Genomic DNA, 18148 nt, shown 5'->3' on the forward strand with positions numbered 1-18148 from the left:
TTAAAGATTTTTCTCTTTAACTTGTAAATTCCTCCTTTTTATAGCATCTTGCCAAAGTTTCTTCTCTACCTCAGTCTCTGGATAATACTTAGGCATCTCCTTCGGTTTACCTTCGTTGTCAACTCTTACGTAGGAGAAATATGCTTCGGTAACTTTCTCATTGCCATTCTTAAGAACGTTAATTAAGACTTCGAGAGAAGTCCTGCCTACATACGATAATCCAGCGTTAATCTCTATTATATCCCCTAACTTTATTGGAGAGCAAAAACTCATGTTAGATACTGCAACAGTGACTACAGTGTCCGAGTATTTATCATAGCCCTTATAGCCTATGAACTTTAAAGCTAAGGATCCTCCTAGATCATCCATCATTTTAAGAAGCTTTCCTGCAGAAATTATTTTTCCATCGTAAGTTAAATCAGGAGAAATATACACTGTATTAGTCAACCTGAACTTTAATCCCTTTGTCTGGTCTTGGTTATTTCTAGTCTTTCTTAATCTTTCCTTCTTTCTTTTCATTGCTGTTTCGATTATTTCTTTCTCCTCCTCGTTTTCATAATCAATTATTTCCCCTACTCTTTGAGGCTTAAAATTATCATCTATCTTAACATAAACTCCAGTAGCAGTAACTATTTTCTCATCTCCTTTACGCGCAGACATTTCAACTTCCATTGAAGTGTTTCCTACATATGCAACATAGGCTTCTACCTCGATTATATCTCCTAGGTTTGCTCCTTTTTTAAATACGACATTATCTAGTGAGGCAATAACGCTTGTGGATTTAGCAACTTTTATTGCAGAGAGCATTCCTGCATCTACAAGGAATTTTAGCATATCTCCTCCGTGAAGTCTTCCCATAAAATTTGTTTGCTCATAATGAACAATATTCTGCGTTCTTATCTTAGTTTCTGAGAGTTTCAATTAAATCACCTATTTCTTTTGATAAAGAAAGGTACTTTTTATCTCTTCTCCCAAACTGCTCCAGTATAGCTTTCAATTGCTCTAGCACTTTCGTGTAATCCATCTTGTCTACTAAAGATTTGGGTATTTGATGGAACTCGATCCTTTTTTCATTAGATGAAAGATAAGGTAAATACTCATCTTCCGCTGTTTGAATTAAGCAGAAGCCTTTTCTATCCACAATATACTCGTAAAGTCCCAACTTACCTAAAGATATACTGACATCGTCTGAAGGAGGCATGATTGATGATATCCTCTTAAGGAAATCTTCTTTCCTACCTTCTTTTATGTATGAGAGAAGCTCTTCTTTAATCATTTTCATCACGTCTTCGATAAATCATAATGTCCTATAGGAGGTGGAACAGGAACTTTAATTTTTACCTTCCCCTGCCTAAGCCATGGAGAAACTAAATAAGCAATACCATTCCTCTCCCAGCTGAGTATTTTAGCCTCGGTAGGAGTTAAACCTAGCTGTTCTGCAATTTCCTTATTTATACGAAAGATAAATTTTGTGTTGGCTAGCTGAACTATTATATCGCTAAGATCTGAAGGGTTATGAGTTGAAAATATAAAGCCTATTTTTCTCCTTCTTCCTAACCTCATCATTGTAGCTATTTTTCCTGCAACCCTTTTAACATAATTTGTATCCTCTTCTCCGCCTTTACTTGAAGGGAAAAATCTGTGAGCTTCGTCTATTATTATAAGAAATCTTCCCTTAATGTTCCCTTCTCTCATTTGTCTTTCCCTAAAGGCAAATAATCTATCAAGGAAATAGTAAGTTAATATCTTCTGAGAAAGGTCATCAAGCTCTCCATTATATGTATCAAAGATTATTAAACTACCAGAGTTTTTAGTGACACTTACCAAGAGATCTCTTTGAGCCTTTAAATCAAATAATTCAGTTTCCCTAAGTAAATACAGACCCCTTAAGATGTTCTCTCTAGTACTCTTATGTAGTTTGAACTTATCAAATTCGGAGTCGTCTAGAATGTCTATCAATTCCTCCAAAGTTTGACATTCTTTAGCTTCTTTACTTGATGAGAATATTTTAAGGAAATGGGAAGCTTGCTCACTAAAATAAGGATTAAGTTTATACAATATTTTCCTAACGTCCTTATATTTAAAGAAGAATGGATGAAGAGTTATCTTAGAATTCCACTGGCTATTGGATAAAATTATTTGATTACCTACTACTGAGGAGTAAACTTTTAGCCCCTTAATATCAAGATATTGTAATAATGGCTTAACGTAAAGATCGTGGTAAGCGGAAGTAATAGATTCCACTTTTCCTGATCTGGCATATTTTCTAATCCAAGTTTTGGTTACTGGAAATATTACGTCTGTTTCCATTTTATTCAGCTTGCCATATAATTTCTCAAATTCGTCAATGCCTTGCTTTACTCCTTTATCTGTAAAATCCGGAGGAAGGAAAACATGGTAATAGTCTCCCGTCGCGTCTAATATAAATACTTTAGTTCCTTCTTCACCTAATACGTATAAACCGGAGATTAGGTCTTTAATGAAGGAAGTCTTTCCTGCTCCAGTAGTTCCAATGATCAATGCATGATAATTTAAATCGTCCAGGCTTAGGCTGACTTTCACGTCTAAGTCTAAATAATCCAAAGTACCTATCTTTAGTAATCCTCTATTTAGGCTTAAAGATCTCTCTATTAAATCAGCATTGGGTAGGACTACTGGAGATTGAGGTTCTATTACAACATCTGCAGGAGAAGGTTCTGACGACGAAAGTATATCGACTTTTGTGAGCATTTCACATTTAAGCGTAACATTATTTATCAAAGTTCCTGGAGTTTCCTCCTCAACATTACTTACAAAATTATTATTATCAAAGAGAAACGACTTTACATCACTTCTTTCGTACCCTATTACTCTCAATAAAATGAAATAAAGGGTCTTTATATCTACTGTCCCGAGAAATACTCCTATCCTTCCTAAAAATGGATATTTATAATAAGTATAAGGATCAATAATTACGTTGACTGTGTAATTCTCTTCGTCTATCTTATTTGGGGAATTTGGAGATACTTTTCCTATGATATTGCCTAAAGTTATTGCCAAAGCCTTAGCTTTATCAACTCTATCTTTAATGTTGTTAATTAACTCGTCACTGGTCAAGCAACCTCACCTGAAAGCCTGCTGTAAAAACTTGCTTGAATTCCAAGCCTTTCTACTATTGATACAATATATCTATAAAGGGCTAAGCTGATCTTCTTTGCTTTAAAGTCAGCCAGTGCAAGTAAAGGAGGAATCCCGTCCTTAGTTATTCCCATTGATGCTATAATCCCTAAAATTGATGGATCTTTGGATAATGACTCTATTCTTAATATCGAAAACTTCGATACGTAAGGGTGAAAAGGAACTACCAAATAATACATATAAACATTTATTTTTTCACATATTTTCTTTGAAAAAGGACCTAAGGCTAGAATCTTGTAAGGAGGAGAGTAATTAAACCTAACCAAGTGAAGTATAAAAGACTCGTCAGAAAGAAATATTTTAGGATCAATCCTATATTTCTGATAAATGGTAGATCTTGTTTTATTATCTATTGAATCTATTAAACTTCTGGATTTGTCCAACCTCTTTACTATACCTAAAAAGTCCTTATCTATTACATTTTTTCTTTCTTCCAAAATTTTTTCCTTAAATTTTGACGTTAAATATAAATAGGAAGGAAAAAGAGGGCCATCAACTATTACTTTTCCCTTACCTTTGACTATTTTTAAGGCCTTAGTCTCTAATACCGACCTTATTTCTCCTTCTATCACTTCAAACCCTTCACTTGAGTAAAAGGGATCTCCAGTTATGGAAATAGGAGAGACGTAAGGTCCGAAATAAAGGTAAGGGTCTATTTTAGAATTTTCATGAACAGAAGAGGCCACGGCAATAAAGGGCTCTTTTAGTTCTAACTCTTTTTCCCCATCTAAAGAAGGATAAACACCGTAGATAGGAATTGAGGAAGAGGAGAGAGCAACTGCTGATACACTTATTATACCTTTTCCAGAAACAAAGCTCCTACTACTTCCATCTACTGCATAGAACTCTTGATCTGTTCGAGAAGGATGAACTTCAAAGAATACATCTTCACCTTCGAAAGTAGAAGGGCTTTCATTATCTCGGTAGTCATCAAGTGATGTAATTGTTAAATATTTCGAAACATATTTTACAACAACGCTGTTGAGTATTTCCATAATATTTTGCTGAGATTGCATCTTCTATTAATGTTTAATAATCGAAATATTTAAATATGGCGTAATACCTATTCAGCCTTCATCAATTGCCTAGTAGCTATTATTACTGGATCCCATACAGTAGCTATTGCAGGCAAGTATCCCATCTCTACGAAGAATGTCTCCTCTACAGTAAATCCTTTCATTATAATTGCTGCCAACATATCTATCCTTCCTAAAACTTCCTCCCCTCCTATTATTTGGCCTCCTACAATCCTATTACTACCTTCTTCTGCAATCAATTTTACGTAAATATCTTTTCCTCCAGGATAATACCTAGCCCTGGTCTTAGACTTTATCATTGCAGAATAAACTTTAATACCGTAATGTTTTGCCTCTGCCTCTGAAATTCCCGTTTTTGCTATAAAGTAATCCTTATATTTAGTTATCATTGTCCCTACTACTCCAGGAAACTCCATTTCCTTTCCAGCTATATTATTTCCTGCAACGAATCCCATCTTATTAGCAACTGGAGCAAATGGCATCCAAATGGGTCTTTTAGTAACCATGTGAATAGTCTCTGCGACGTCTCCTGCAGCATAAACGTTTCTAACGCTAGTCCTCATGTGGGAATCTACCCATACTGCCCTAGTTTCTCCTAACTTAACTTGATCTTTTACTAAATCCACATTAGGCTCTACGCCTATTGCAACTAAAGTTCCGTCGACCTCATACTTTCCTTTATCCGTTACGACTAATCTCCCACTTTCTCTTACCTCTTCTAAACTTTCGTTCAATCTAAGCTCTACATCCATGCTGGAAGTAATTACTTTCCCCATATCTTCATCAAGCATTTTATTAAGGATGTAATTTCCTCTATGAATGAGCACTACTTTCTTTCCTATGTTAGAAAGAGCTTCAGCCATTTCTACTCCTAATATTCCTCCTCCTATGATCGCTATTTTATTTAACCCCCAGAGCGCTTTCCTTAACTCTACTGCATTTGCTGGATGATGCGCATAAAATATCCTATCTCCTTCAGCGTTAATTTTCCTTGGTTTTGAACCCAAAGTAATAATTAAATAATCGAACTCAACGTTCTTCTTAGTTCCTTCCTCGTTAACTTTTACGATCCTTGAGGATAGATCTATCTCTTCAACTTTCTCATTTATTTTAACGTCTATTTTCCTCTTATCTATAAAAAAAGAAGGCGTATAGGTCATAAATAGATTTTCATCATTAAATAACCCTTCAACAAAATAAGGAACTCCACATGGTGCATGGCTAACCATTTTAGTTTCTTCAAAGACAGTAATTTCTGCATTAGGATTTAGTTTCCTAACTCTAGAAGATGCACTCATCCCTGCGGCTCCGCCGCCTAAGACTACTACTTTGTCCATATTATTCATAAAGATTAAGGATTTATATTTAATTTCGTTATGAATAATCATGATAGCAAAAGACAAGATAAGTTCCCTACGTGAGGAATTAAATAATTTGAGTGAAACTAGTTTAAGTATAGCAGAACAGGGAATACTGCAGTTTATTAAGGAACAAGTAGATAAGGAAGAAGAATTAGTAAGCAATTTTGATAAGAGTACCTCAGAAAATAATTATGATAAAGCGCTTTCAGACTTTTTCCAACTTATTCAAAGGACTAACTTAATGTATGCTTACATTATGCAACCTTCAGTACTTTCAATGCTGTCGAACGATAAATTCAGCAAAATTGTTCAGGATCTGCTTGACTGCGTTTCACAAATAGTCTCAGATGTTGTGCTTACTTTTAAGCATAACATTAAACAATTCGGATTAGAAAGCATTAATGTAAATATTACTTCTAACCCTCCAGCAATAAGTATAGCATTGGCGATAAAGAATGCTTGAAAATTATCTAAAATGGGATTCACTCTTTGATCAGGCTATAAAAGAAGCTAAAGAAATAGAATTCGAAATAAAAACTGACCGAGTAGTATTTACAGGAATGGGAGGGAGTTATATACCGGGAAAAATAGCCGAAATATTGGATTATAATGTAGATTATAGGGCTATAACTGGAATTCCAAGGAAGCTGGACGACAACACAACATTAATAGCAATGAGTTACTCAGGTACTACGAGCGAAACTATTCAGGCTGTTAAAGAAGGACTGGATAAAGGATCTAAAATAGTAGTAATATCCTCTAACGGTGAGTTGCAGAAGATCGCTGAAGAGCATAAGGAAAAAATATATTTTATCAAAGTTAAAGGACTTTCACAGACTAGATATTCTTTTCCAGTACTTATAACTTCTTTACTTAAAATTCTGTCTAGCGTTGCAGCTGATAAGATAAATTTGAACGAATTGAGAGAAGGTATAATAGAAAACAAGGAGAAGTACAAGGACAAAGGAAAAGTACTTTCCAATAAGATAATAGGTAAAATTCCAGTATTTTATGCTTCAACTTACTTCCCAATAGCGATAAGGTTTAAGCAGGAGATTAACGAGAATGCAAAGTCTCCCGCATTTTACGGTGAAATTCCGGAAGTTAACCATAACGAAGTTGAAAGCTACACAAGGGGAAAGGACTTACTTTTACCTATAGTAATCGGTAACGAAAGCATAGATGAGGTAACTGCAGGAGTCCTTAATGCTGAAAGGATAATTCCCCCCTCTACGGAAAAACTGAAGAATATTTCTTCATTAGTATTGTTAGCAGGACTAACTTCAATTTATTTAGCTGATACTCTAAAAGAGAATCCTGAGAAATTAACCATTATTCCTAAGTGCAGAGAACGTACATCTGTTATATTTAAAGGATAGTTTACTTCTTTTTACTTGTGATAAGAGTATTCAATACTTTAGGACGAAAGTTTGAGGATTTTTCTCCGGTAGAGAACGGAATAGTTAAAATGTACGTTTGCGGACCTACAGTCTACGATTACGTCCATATAGGCCATGGAAGAACTTTCGTAGCTTATGATGCAATGGTCAGGTACTTGAGACTCAAAGGTTATAATGTAATAAGAATTCAAAATATTACTGACATAGACGACAAAATTATTAATAGAGCTAAAGAGACTGGAAAGCCTTGGGACGAAATTGTTGACTACTACTCAAAGGATTATTTAGAAAATCTATCTTCATTAAAGGTTAAAATTGATTTACATCCCAGGGTAAGCCAACATATAAAGGAAATTATTAACTTCGTTCAAGGATTAATAGATAAAGGCCACGCGTATGTAACTCAAAGCGGTAGTGTATATTTTGATGTCGACACTTATCCTAATTATGGAGAATTGTCTAACACCAGAAAAGATCAATGGAACCAAGGAGAGGAATTTGTTAAAGAAAAAAGACATCCCTACGATTTTGCTCTATGGAAGGCTTGGAAACCGGGAGAACCTTATTGGGAATCTCCCTGGGGTAAGGGAAGACCAGGATGGCATATAGAATGCTCTACAATGTCAACCAGATATCTTGGCGAGCAATTCGATATACATGGCGGAGGAATGGATTTAATATTCCCTCATCATGAAAACGAGAGAGCACAGACTGAATCGTTAACTGAAAAACCGTGGGTAAAGTACTGGATGCACGTAGCTTTCTTAAACATCAGAGGAGAAAAGATGAGTAAATCCTTAGGAAACATAATAACTCTGAAGGAGGCAATAAAGAAATATAGTGCTGATGTACTGAGGTATTGGTATTTATCATCCCATTATAGATCACCTATTGATTTCAGCGACGAGAATTTAGAACAAAGTAAAGTTTCACTACAGAGGTTAAAGGATGCGGTTGCAGTCTTAAAGGACATACTTAAGGAAGGCCCTAAGAGTTACTCAAGAGATGATGATATTGGTGTACAGAAAGAAATTATACAGAAAATTATGGAGTTTGACTACGCAATGAGTAGTGACTTCGATACTGCAACAGCATTGAAGAAAATCCATGATATATCAAACATTGTTTTTTCAAAGTTACAGAGTAGTAGAGATTTCTTGGGCGCTTCTATAGCGTTAGATGGATTTAGGATATTCAATGAAATATACGGAGTAATGGATGAAGAAATGGGATTAGCCTATGAAAGGATTTATGAAGTCATTGACGGAATGATAGAAATAAGAAACTTATTGAGACAAAAGAAAATGTATGATTTATCAGATCAAATAAGGAGCATATTAGAGTCTCATGGGATAAAAGTTCTTGATACTAAAGATAAGTCTACTTGGAGGTTTCAGTAATAAATAGCGGAATTCTTTCTCCTTCAAAATATTTCTTCATCATTTCTATAGTAGTTGGAGAGACAGCAATTTTGCTCATTTCTTCTAGAGAGAAGAATTTAGCGTCCAGGGCGTCTGACCCTGCCTTAATTTTACCGTGCTTTATTTCGCAAAGGAAATCTAGAATCACGTAGTGAAAACCTTCCTTTATTATTTCAATTACTCCTATTAGGTCTTCTGGATTAACATCAACGTCTAATTCTTCCTTCATTTCTCTCCTTAACGCTTCCTTTAATGTTTCTCCGTATTCTACTTTTCCTCCTGGAATAGCCCAAGCTCCTTTGTTAGGAGGTTTACTTCTTTGAACTAACAGTACCTTTTTATCTGAAAGAATAACTCCACCTACTGCTATAAGAGGTCTTTCCATAGTGGGATTAAAGTTATTAATTAATATTTAACCGTGTCTATATGATGTTGAAGTATACACTAATCCTAGCCCTTTTAATTGCAGTACCTTTCGTCCAAATTTTATCCTTAGCATTACCTAGTTCCCCTCCTCTTACAGCAAATACTATAATTAATGAAATTCCTTTCTATTCACACCTAAACTATGTTATTTCCATTTATAATGAAACAACAGTTAATAGCACAACAAAAATGAAATTTCTGGCAAACTATACTGCAGAATATAACGTTGTTTCACAATGTAATGGAGTAATAAAAGTTGACTATAATGTTAGTAAGATATACTCTGCATACAATTTATCAAAATTTAACATATCTAATACAACTTTTCTAAAGCCAGGCATATTTAACGTAACTCTCTTGGACGATGCCTTATCTTTCAATTACCCATATATTTATCCAGAGTTACTATATAATTCAACGTATTATGCTCTCTATTTCGTGGCAACACATGTAGGATTAGGCTTACAGTATGTTAATGAAACTAAAATTAAGTTAGATAATACAAGTTATACTGTATATAAATATCTAAATATTTCATATTTTTCATCAAAGTCCTTTTACGTCTTGTGTAACGGCATAGGATATGATTTCAACTACACATTTTCATATAAAATAGATAACAAGACCTACAATTTATGTGCTAATTTCATTCTAAAGTGTATATCCGGAAATTCGTCTACACGATTAAAATATATGAGTAATCAATTGGAAGAAGCCTTCAAGCCTTATACATACTTAGAGTATACTTACTCATCACTATATGCAGACTTAACTCCAAACACTTATAGAGAAATATTTTATCCCTATGTTTTCGCTAATGGTTACTTTGTATATAGAGATTGCATCTTAAGGTTTGCTGCTGGACAGCAAGTAGTATATCCATATTTTAATATTGTTATAGGGAATTATACTAATTTACCAATAACTTTTCTAGCATGTAATTCCACCAAAATAGTTTGGGAAAATGAGGAATTCAGTAGAGTTAATATAACTAGCTTAAATATACTAGGTAAGACCTTCAATAACGTTATAGAATACGAAAATAAGACTAATACTAGTTTTACTTTATTATACTTCCATGATGGAACTTTAATAGAAGAGGAATCTGGTAAAATAGATGGAAATATATACAACGCGAGTGAAAAATTAGAATTTACTGGAAATTCTATAATCTCTTTAAACTCTACTTATCCTGACTACTTCAATTATACTAATACTAAATTACCATATAGTGCAATAGATCCTTCATCGGCATTGGAGGTCTCGATAATAGTAACGATGATAATTGTAGCATTAATTGTTCTTCTATATAAAAGAAAATGAGAATTTTTTAACAATTTAAACTTCTATCAGATTAGATTTTTATTATACCAAGAATAACTTCTCTATAATGGCAGTAGAAGAAGTTTTATCTTCTAATTTATATACCCAACAGATAAAGAAATTATATAGAGTTGGAGAAATACTCGGTTTACAAGAAGATCAATTAGAGGCTCTCTCAACTCCAGAAAGAGTAATTCAAGTAAAAATTCAGATTCCTGGCAATAACGGTAAAATTAGAACTCTTACAGGCTGGAGATCTCAACATAATAGCGCTTTAGGTCCTTATAAAGGAGGAGTAAGGTATCACCCTAATGTTACTCAAGACGAGGTTATTGCTTTATCAATGATCATGACCTGGAAGAACTCATTGCTACAGCTTCCTTATGGTGGAGGAAAAGCAGGAATAAGAGTTGACCCTAAATCCTTTTCTAGAACGGAGTTGGAAATTCTTTCCAGGAATTTTATAGATGCACTTTATAAATATATAGGAAGCGATTTAGATATCCCTGCACCAGACGTTAATACAGATTCACAAATCATGTCTTGGTTCTTAGACGAGTATATAAAAGTCTCAGGAAAAGTTGATTTAGGAGCTTTTACGGGTAAACCCGTTGAGTTAGGAGGAATTTCTGTGAGAGAATACAGCACTGGCTTAGGAGTGGCGCATATTACTAAACTTGCTGCAGAGAAATTCTTAGATGGAATAGAAGAAAAAAGAGTTATAATACAAGGTTTCGGTAATTTAGGATCTTTCGCAGCTAAATTCTTATCAGAAATGGGAGCTAAGATCGTTGGTGTAAGTGACTCTAAAGGCGGAATAATAGATTATAATGGATTAGATTATAATAAGTTAATAGAAGTTAAGGAAAGAACGGGATCGGTAACAAATTATCCAGAAGGGAAGAAAGTTACAAATGACGAATTGTTAGTGAGCGATTGTGATATTCTAATTCCAGGAGCTTTGGAAAATGTGATAAACAAGTTTAACGCTCCTAAAGTTAAAGCTAAACTAATAGTAGAAGGCGCTAATGGACCTCTTACTGCAGACGCTGATGAAATAATGAAACAAAGGAATATCCCAGTAGTGCCAGATATTTTAGCAAATTCTGGAGGAGTTGTAGGGAGTTATGTTGAATGGGCTAATAATAAAATGGGAGAAATCATAGAAGAGGAAGAAGCTAAGAAGTTAATACTATCGAGAATGGAAAAAGCATTTAGCGAGATGTATACGAAATATAGCAAATTAGAAGATCAAGATTTAAGAACATCAGCTATGGTAGTAGCTGTAGAAAGAGTAGTTAATGCCATGAAGGCTAGAGGTCTCATATAGATAAAGTAAAGCCATTATAACGACTATAATCAGGGCAACTATCAGCATCCATTTTTCTATCTTTTTTGAAGATCCAAATATTATAGGTATTGGGCCTATAAGGATTATACCCCCTGCTTGTGTTTTATTTCCTTCATTTTCTTCTTTTGGTTTGAAAGCCTCATAAATTATTCCTAGAAATACTATAAGGAAACCTAACATTATCAGTAATATGCCAAGTTCATCAAGGTATTGTGAAATCATAATTAATTATAAGATTGCATAGATTTTATTTTATTCCCTAATAACTCTACCTCCTTAGGTAACTCAACAGAATCTACTCTAGTAATTATATCGCTTATTGACGATCTTAGATAATAGTAATCCAACCCTCTTCTTTTCATTACGTTTATAAGCCACTTTAGATTTTCATCTTTACTTAAATCCCTCAACTCCTTTTCATCTGGATATATGCCAATTAATTTTAGTGCTTCTAATATTCCCGTCTTTGTATAATAAGATTCCATCTCCCTAGATAAGGGTATACATGAATCCTTTACACCTTGGTCTAACTTATCGCATAGTCCTAAAAATACTACATCAAGATTTAGTATTTCTTTTAGCTTTAGCCATGAATGAAGTTCCATATCAGACCTTATAGCGTAAATTGAAATTCCATTATATTCTGGGTAAATATTCATCTTCTTTAGCCAATTATAAACTGCTGAAGGTTCAGCGTTTTCTCCGGTAAGAATTATGTATCTACTGAAAAGAAGATCGCTAAGATTTACTTTTAGTAAACTTAACATACTTTTCAACTCCTCGTTAGGCTTTACGCTCACAGCTTTAGAAAATCCTCCTTCTTTTCTCCTTAGAATTATATAATTATCAACATCGCTAGAGACTATAAAAGGAGAATGCGTAGTCATAAATACTTGCAACATCTGATTCTCTGTCCAGCTTTTAAGCAATTTAGTAACCTTATATTGCAAAGTAGGATGCATATTAACTTCGGGCTCCTCCAAAAGTAAGACTTTATTACCACTTAACCATATTACGAAAAGCATTAAAATTACTCTCTGAAACCCGCTTGCTGCTAAATCTATGTATATAGGCAAGTTGTAAACATTTAATACCAACTTTCCTCCTTCCCATATTTCCAAACCTTTAATCTCTGGGATTGTTGCACTTACAAGATTTACAAAATCGTACCAGTATTTCCTCAAATTAATGGGAGATCTGCTTATTTCTATTATTCTCTTCATCACATTGTCAAAATATGCTTGATCGAATATTGGAACATATTCAACTTGTTGTGAAGCTAATTCAAATAGTCTCCTTGCTTCATCTATCTCATCCCTAGTAGGTATATTATCATTTATCCTAATTGTATCTAAATCCCACTTTACTTCTCCCCTTTCATACTTTAGTTTGTTTATAATTTCAACTTCTATCTTTTTTCTTTTTCCTATTGCTTTAGCAGTTTCATCTTCTGAAAACTCCACTTTGCCTCCCAAAGTTATCTCTTTGGAGGTATCGTAGCCTTGCCAAAGTAAGAGGTACTCTTGATTATTATCTTCAAAGGATCTCTTTTCGATTCCGGCGCTCAAATTCTTTATAAACAGATAAATAGATGATAAGAAATTAGTTTTTCCATAACCGTTAAACCCTACAATCACGTTCAGTCCTCCGACGTCCTTTATGCTCACATCGCTTAGGCTCCTAAAATTGTTAGTATAGAACTCGAGTAATCTCAATACTCTTCACTAACAAGAAGATTAGGGAATACTAAATATAACAATTAGGCAAATGGAGAAGTGAATTTCTTTATATAAAGAAAAAAGGAGGTATTATTAGCAGAAGAGATTTTAAAATATTGCCTTAATATAACCACCGTCAACCGGTATTATTGAACCTGTCACGTAAGTCGAAAGGGAAGATGCAAGAAATATTATAACATTTGCGATCTCCTCGGGATTAGCAGGCCTGCCTAAAGGAACATCCTTAATAATTTCTCTTAACGCATCTTCCTCACTTTTTCCTTCTCTTTTAGCCTTATCTTTAACAAGTTGATCTACTCTCTCAGTTAATGTCCAGCCTGGCATTACTCCGTTAACTAATATTCCTCTTTGGGCTAATTGCTTTGAGGCAGATTTTATTAGACCTGCTAAAGACAAACGAATTACGTTAGATAAATCTAAGTTATCTAAAGGTTGTCTTAAGGTAATTGAAGTTGAGAGAATTATTCTACTTCCACTTTTCATCTTCTTTGCTGACTCTCTAACTGCAACTACCGCGCTCATTAGTAGTAAATTGAAACCTTGATACCAGTCTTCATTAGAAAGCTCTAAGATGTTTCCAGGTTTAGGACTACCTGTTACATATGCTAGAACATCCAATCCGCCTAAAATTGAGGACCCATTCTGTATCAAATTCTTAACTTCCTCAGGTTTAGTTAAATCTGCCTTAATGTAATGAACTTCTCCAATTTCCTTAAGTTTCTCATAACTCTTGATTAAGTTCTTCTCATCATGAGAAGAAATAACCACAGACGCTCCTTCTTCTAAAAACCTTTTTGCTGTAGCAAAACCTATACCTTTACTCGATGCAGTTACAATAACCCTTTTATTTCTTATTCCCAGATCCATTATTCTTCAAGAAGTAATCAAGAGTAAACGTTTTTGAATTTAATCTTTCAGAAATTTTCTTAAAATCTGAAAATAACTCGTCCCTAAGAGAAGGATTGTAAAGTGCAGCTGCAGGATGATATGTGGGGAATACTGAAATAGTTGTACCTTCATAGTTCCAAGTAAAGAATTTACTTCTAACAGAAGAAATAGATTTTACTTTTATTCCTATTTTCCCAAGAATGTAAGTTGTAGAATGCTTGCCTAATGTTATAATTATCTTAGGTTTTATAGCCTTTATTTGCTCATCAAGATAAGGAGAACAAGCTAGTATTTCGTCTTCTTCTGGGTCTCTATTACTAGGAGGACGACATTTAACTAAGTTTGTTATGAAAACATCCTTCCTACTCAAGCCTATTGAAGATAGTAGTTCTGTTAGCAATTTTCCTGCTGCACCTACGAAAGGTCTACCTTCTTCATCTTCATTTGCTCCAGGAGCTTCGCCTATTAGCATTATCTCCGCATTAGGATTACCTTCTCCAGGGACTGCGTTTTTCCTGGTTAAATAAAGCTTGCACTTAGTACATTCCTTGACTTGTTTGGCAATTTCTTCCAGAATCATTATCATTTACTTGTTTCAAGTCTCTTATATGTAATGTTGTTTGAAAGCAAAGCCATAACTGTCATGATGATTGCAACAATCCCAGAGATCGTATATATTATAGAAAATGAGTAATCTGAAGGGATGTCTATAGTAATGTAGGTATTTGGAATCTTAACTGCAGTAGTAAAAGTATCCATTATTGACCCTGCTATTGCTGGACCTAAACTTCCTCCTATTAATCTAAATACCGTATTTATTGACGTTGCGATTCCCATAACTTCCCTCTCTACTGAAAAAGTAAGGAGATTTATTAGAGAAACGTTAAGATATGCAGCACCAAGCATTGAAATCGAAGAAATCAGAATAATCAGTGCTATTGATGTAGAAGACCCGTTTAAAACTAATATTGAAGTTATAAAATAAGCAGGAATGAGTATCGCCGATCCTAAAACTAAGACAGGCTTAGGTCCCTTTAACGAAATACTTCTGCCTGCACTCATTGCACCTACTATCTGTATTAATGCCAGAGGAAGTAAAGACAACCCTGTCATGAATATATCAAGGTTGTATCCTATTGGGTTTGGTTCTTCAAATAAGTAAGTTAAGGATTGGTATGCCATGAATATTGCAAAACCTGCTACTACTGCAGCTAAATTGGCTATAAGAACGTTCTTCCTCTTTAATAACGTAATGGAAATTAGAGGATACTTAACTTTGCTTTCAAAAATTACAAATACTGCAAATAATACCATAGAAGATAGTAATAGAGTTAAAGTACTTAACGAAGTCCAACCCCAGCTTGGAGCTTCAGTAGTTCCTATTATTATTCCCGCCAGTGAAATACCAAGAATTCCTGCTCCTGCATAATCTATTTTATACCCTTGTAACCTTACTCTTGATTCCCTTATTTCTTTGAAAATGAGTATTGCAAGTATTATAACTAAAGGAATCACTGTATGATAAGTATATTGCCACCCTAATGTCTGCGAAATATAAGCTCCTATTGGCAGAGATATTGCACTACCTATACCAAACATTGCACTTATAGTACCTTGAGCCTTAGGAACCAAATTTGGAGGAAATTCTTCTCTTATTAAACTGAAAGCTAAAGGAAACATTGCCAATCCTAATCCTTGAATCGCCCTAAATATAATGAGAGCAACGAAGTTTGGAGAGAATCCCGTTAACGTTACTCCTATTGCATAAATCCAGATCACTATGCTAAGTATCTTTTTTTTACCGTAAATGTCTCCAAGCTTTCCTGCTATAGGATTCATTATTATTCCGCTCAACAAGTAAATTGATATTACCCAACTTACTTGTGACGCAGTAACGCTAAATTCCTTCTCTATTGATGGAAGAGAAGGTATTAACATTCCTTCTGTATACATTACCATTACTGCTAAAGGTGCCATAATATAGAGGGCTTTTCTAGCATAATTTAGGTCATAATCCATTTTAGAACGTATTTTAGATATATCTAAAGTTTATAAAACTTAGCTAAATCCCGTTTAAATAATAATAACTACTTATTCAACGTTTTTCTTTAACGATAAATTAAAAGACATTAATTTCTATAGAAAGATGTTAACTTTGTTCGTCCAACTCTTATTAATATCAGGTCATCGACCCTGTCTTCACTATTCCGTTTATGTCGGCATCATCATGTACCCCGTCCGGCTGTGGATCTTCACTAAAGCATTACTGCTTTTCAGACCCAAATAGGGGACGGGGCATTTTCATTATTTTGTAAACTCTATATAAAAGGATTATTAAGACTACTTGGCCTAAATCCAGCTGTAATGCCTTGGCACCATTATAGATTATTTCTATAAAAAATGGAAGAATATACATTTGCGGATGCCAAGTTAAGTAAATTACCGTATAGTTTAAGTAGTTAAGGAAAATAAAAGAAATTGCTGAAGCATCAATTAGTACGTTATACCATACATTCTTACTGCCCCAGAGTATTACTGCTGATATTATGAAAATCATTAATGATATGAACGCAGAAAACGAAATTCCAACAGCATCCCCTAAATTATAAATCTCGCCATTATAAGCGTAAACTTTGGGTTCATCTAAAGGTGCCAGAGGACCAAAGACAAGAGAAATTAGTACGATAATAACTGCAATTATCCCTGCAGTCATATAATACTCTCCTTTAGTCGTTGGAGAAAAGTTCATAGGTAAAGCTTTATGCTATAATATATAGATTTTTTCATATGTCGTTTTCAAAGAAGTTTTACGATATGCAAGACTTTATCTTATCTAGAACTGCGCTGGAAAAAGTTAAGAGGCACGTTGAAGAGAGGAAAGAAAACAGTGTTTATAAATGGATATCCAGTGAATTAAACTATTTCCTTAATAAGTATGAAAATGAAGAAGACCTAAAGCAATGCATAGGGAAGATAAAAGATGGTCTATCCAAGGAGAATTATAATGACGTCCTGCAAGGTTCTAAAGAATGTATAGAAATTCTTTCCAAAAAAATTAATGAACTTTATGAAAGTTTAATGGAGCAGGGTCAATAACCCGTTAATATTTTCATACATAATATAAATTGCCGTTATTATAATAATTGCTGCAAAAATTTTCCTTAGCATTCCTCTAGGCATTCTTGAAGCTATGGATGCTCCTGCGTAGCCACCTGCTATTCCTCCTACTAAATAAGCTATGCTAACCAATGGAAGAACGTAACCATAGTACGCATAAACTCCTGCAGAAGTTATACCAAAAGTACCTACTGAAACTAGCGACGTTCCTACAGCCTTAATCATACATAAACCAGTACTAAATAGCAAACCGGGCACTATTAGGAATCCTCCTCCGATTCCGAAATAGCCCGAAGCAAAACCTACTATGAAGCCTGCAGGAATCACTTTCTTTATTGAGACATCAGAAGTTAGAGACTTTATTGAGAGGGTTGATAAGTTCCTTAAACTTATCTGAGTCGTTGAAGCTTTAGTTAATTCCCTAACTTGCTTTTGAGGTCTTAACATGAGTAACGCTACTGCTATCATTAGAATTCCGAAGAAAAACAACAAGGATTGACCGGGAGTTATATGGCTAACATACCCGCCAACTATTGCCCCTGCAATTCCTGGTATCGTAAACATTATACCTTCTGGTAATCTTACATTACCTTTTCTAAAGTGCATGTAACTGTTAATATAAGCGTTTAGTCCAACAGCTAGAGCGGTAGTTCCTAAAGCTACGTGAGCAACATAGTCTGAATACTCGTGAGCTAAAGCCGGATTTGATGCGTACTGAGAAGGAACAGTAGCTAGCCCAACAAAATACAGTAGTAATGGTACTGCTAATATTGAACCTCCTCCACCGATCAAGCCTAAACTGAAACCAACTAGAACTCCTGAGATTATTGCAAGAATATACTCGATTGGGGTAACTACTATTGCTATCATAACTTTATTCTCTTTACTTTATATTTTAAAAAGTTTCG

General features: G+C 34.4%; 19 protein-coding genes. 6 read left to right on the forward strand and 13 right to left on the reverse strand.

Annotated features, from left to right (window positions below; translation table 11 throughout):
* From HS5_RS09170 to HS5_RS09190, 5 genes are all read right to left on the reverse strand, one after another.
* The gene (locus tag HS5_RS09170; RefSeq protein WP_236751107.1) at nt 1–921 is read right to left on the reverse strand and encodes a hotdog domain-containing protein; all 921 of its coding nucleotides are present in this window, start codon (nt 919–921) and stop codon (nt 1–3) included.
* Nucleotides 902–1276 carry a hypothetical protein gene (locus HS5_RS09175; RefSeq protein ID WP_236751108.1) on the reverse strand — a complete coding sequence of 125 codons (375 nt, stop codon included), beginning with the start codon at nt 1274–1276 and terminating at the stop codon, nt 902–904. The genes HS5_RS09170 and HS5_RS09175 overlap by 20 nt, the downstream gene beginning before the upstream one ends.
* A gap of 5 nt (nt 1277–1281) precedes the next feature.
* Nucleotides 1282–3096, reverse strand: coding sequence for an ATP-binding protein (locus HS5_RS09180; RefSeq protein ID WP_236751109.1), 1815 nt, complete (start codon nt 3094–3096; stop codon nt 1282–1284).
* A complete protein-coding gene (locus tag HS5_RS09185; protein WP_236751110.1) occupies nt 3093–4172 on the reverse strand; it encodes a DNA double-strand break repair nuclease NurA in 1080 nt (359 codons plus the stop codon). The genes HS5_RS09180 and HS5_RS09185 overlap by 4 nt, the downstream gene beginning before the upstream one ends.
* 68 nt (nt 4173–4240) lie before the next feature.
* Nucleotides 4241–5551: an FAD-dependent oxidoreductase gene (locus tag HS5_RS09190; protein ID WP_236751111.1), complete on the reverse strand. Its 1311-nt coding sequence runs from the start codon at nt 5549–5551 to the stop codon at nt 4241–4243.
* Between the two features lie 49 nt (nt 5552–5600).
* Here HS5_RS09190 and HS5_RS09195 point away from each other — a divergent pair, with 49 nt between their 5' ends.
* The 3 genes from HS5_RS09195 to cysS are packed head-to-tail and all read left to right on the forward strand — an operon-like array spanning nt 5601 to nt 8375.
* The gene (locus HS5_RS09195; RefSeq protein WP_236751112.1) at nt 5601–6038 is read left to right on the forward strand and encodes a hypothetical protein; all 438 of its coding nucleotides are present in this window, start codon (nt 5601–5603) and stop codon (nt 6036–6038) included.
* Nucleotides 6031–6954: a bifunctional phosphoglucose/phosphomannose isomerase gene (locus tag HS5_RS09200; protein ID WP_236751113.1), complete on the forward strand. Its 924-nt coding sequence runs from the start codon at nt 6031–6033 to the stop codon at nt 6952–6954. Before HS5_RS09195 ends, HS5_RS09200 begins: the two co-directional genes overlap by 8 nt.
* A 17-nt stretch (nt 6955–6971) precedes the next feature.
* Nucleotides 6972–8375 carry a cysteine--tRNA ligase gene (cysS, locus tag HS5_RS09205; protein WP_236751114.1) on the forward strand — a complete coding sequence of 468 codons (1404 nt, stop codon included), beginning with the start codon at nt 6972–6974 and terminating at the stop codon, nt 8373–8375.
* Here the strand turns inward: cysS and HS5_RS09210 are convergent.
* Nucleotides 8356–8781 (reverse strand): NUDIX hydrolase, encoded by a 426-nt coding sequence (locus tag HS5_RS09210; protein ID WP_236751115.1) that lies wholly within the window; start codon nt 8779–8781, stop codon nt 8356–8358. The genes cysS and HS5_RS09210 overlap by 20 nt on opposite strands.
* 44 nt (nt 8782–8825) lie before the next feature.
* Between HS5_RS09210 and HS5_RS09215 the strand changes: the two genes are divergently transcribed.
* Both HS5_RS09215 and HS5_RS09220 read left to right on the forward strand, forming a co-directional pair.
* Complete coding sequence (locus HS5_RS09215; RefSeq protein WP_236751116.1) at nt 8826–10145, forward strand: hypothetical protein; 1320 nt, start codon at nt 8826–8828, stop codon at nt 10143–10145.
* Between the two features lie 67 nt (nt 10146–10212).
* Nucleotides 10213–11475: a Glu/Leu/Phe/Val dehydrogenase gene (locus HS5_RS09220; protein WP_236751117.1), complete on the forward strand. Its 1263-nt coding sequence runs from the start codon at nt 10213–10215 to the stop codon at nt 11473–11475.
* Here the strand turns inward: HS5_RS09220 and HS5_RS09225 are convergent.
* The 6 genes from HS5_RS09225 to HS5_RS09250 form a co-directional block, all read right to left on the reverse strand.
* The gene (locus HS5_RS09225; protein ID WP_236751118.1) at nt 11413–11718 is read right to left on the reverse strand and encodes a DUF131 domain-containing protein; all 306 of its coding nucleotides are present in this window, start codon (nt 11716–11718) and stop codon (nt 11413–11415) included. The two genes, HS5_RS09220 and HS5_RS09225, sit on opposite strands and share 63 nt — an antisense overlap.
* Nucleotides 11719–11720: 2 nt before the next feature.
* Nucleotides 11721–13211: an ATP/GTP-binding protein gene (locus HS5_RS09230; protein ID WP_236751119.1), complete on the reverse strand. Its 1491-nt coding sequence runs from the start codon at nt 13209–13211 to the stop codon at nt 11721–11723.
* Nucleotides 13212–13322: 111 nt separating this feature from the next.
* A complete protein-coding gene (locus HS5_RS09235) occupies nt 13323–14102 on the reverse strand; it encodes an SDR family oxidoreductase (RefSeq protein ID WP_236751120.1) in 780 nt (259 codons plus the stop codon).
* Nucleotides 14080–14706, reverse strand: a complete 627-nt coding sequence (gene udg, locus HS5_RS09240; RefSeq protein WP_236753524.1) for a type-4 uracil-DNA glycosylase — start codon at nt 14704–14706, stop codon at nt 14080–14082. The genes HS5_RS09235 and udg overlap by 23 nt, the downstream gene beginning before the upstream one ends.
* Nucleotides 14706–16142, reverse strand: coding sequence for an MFS transporter (locus HS5_RS09245; RefSeq protein WP_236751121.1), 1437 nt, complete (start codon nt 16140–16142; stop codon nt 14706–14708). Before HS5_RS09245 ends, udg begins: the two co-directional genes overlap by 1 nt.
* A 244-nt stretch (nt 16143–16386) precedes the next feature.
* Nucleotides 16387–16872 (reverse strand): hypothetical protein, encoded by a 486-nt coding sequence (locus tag HS5_RS09250; protein WP_236751122.1) that lies wholly within the window; start codon nt 16870–16872, stop codon nt 16387–16389.
* 38 nt (nt 16873–16910) lie between these two features.
* Here HS5_RS09250 and HS5_RS09255 point away from each other — a divergent pair, with 38 nt between their 5' ends.
* A complete protein-coding gene (locus HS5_RS09255) occupies nt 16911–17219 on the forward strand; it encodes a hypothetical protein (protein WP_236751123.1) in 309 nt (102 codons plus the stop codon).
* On the opposite strand, the gene HS5_RS09260 is transcribed toward HS5_RS09255, so the two are convergent.
* Nucleotides 17199–18110, reverse strand: coding sequence for a sulfite exporter TauE/SafE family protein (locus HS5_RS09260; RefSeq protein WP_236751124.1), 912 nt, complete (start codon nt 18108–18110; stop codon nt 17199–17201). The genes HS5_RS09255 and HS5_RS09260 overlap by 21 nt on opposite strands.
* Nucleotides 18111–18148 lie beyond the last annotated feature (38 nt).

Origin of the sequence: Acidianus sp. HS-5 (genome assembly GCF_021655615.1) — an archaeon.
Lineage (GTDB): Archaea > Thermoproteota > Thermoprotei_A > Sulfolobales > Sulfolobaceae > Acidianus.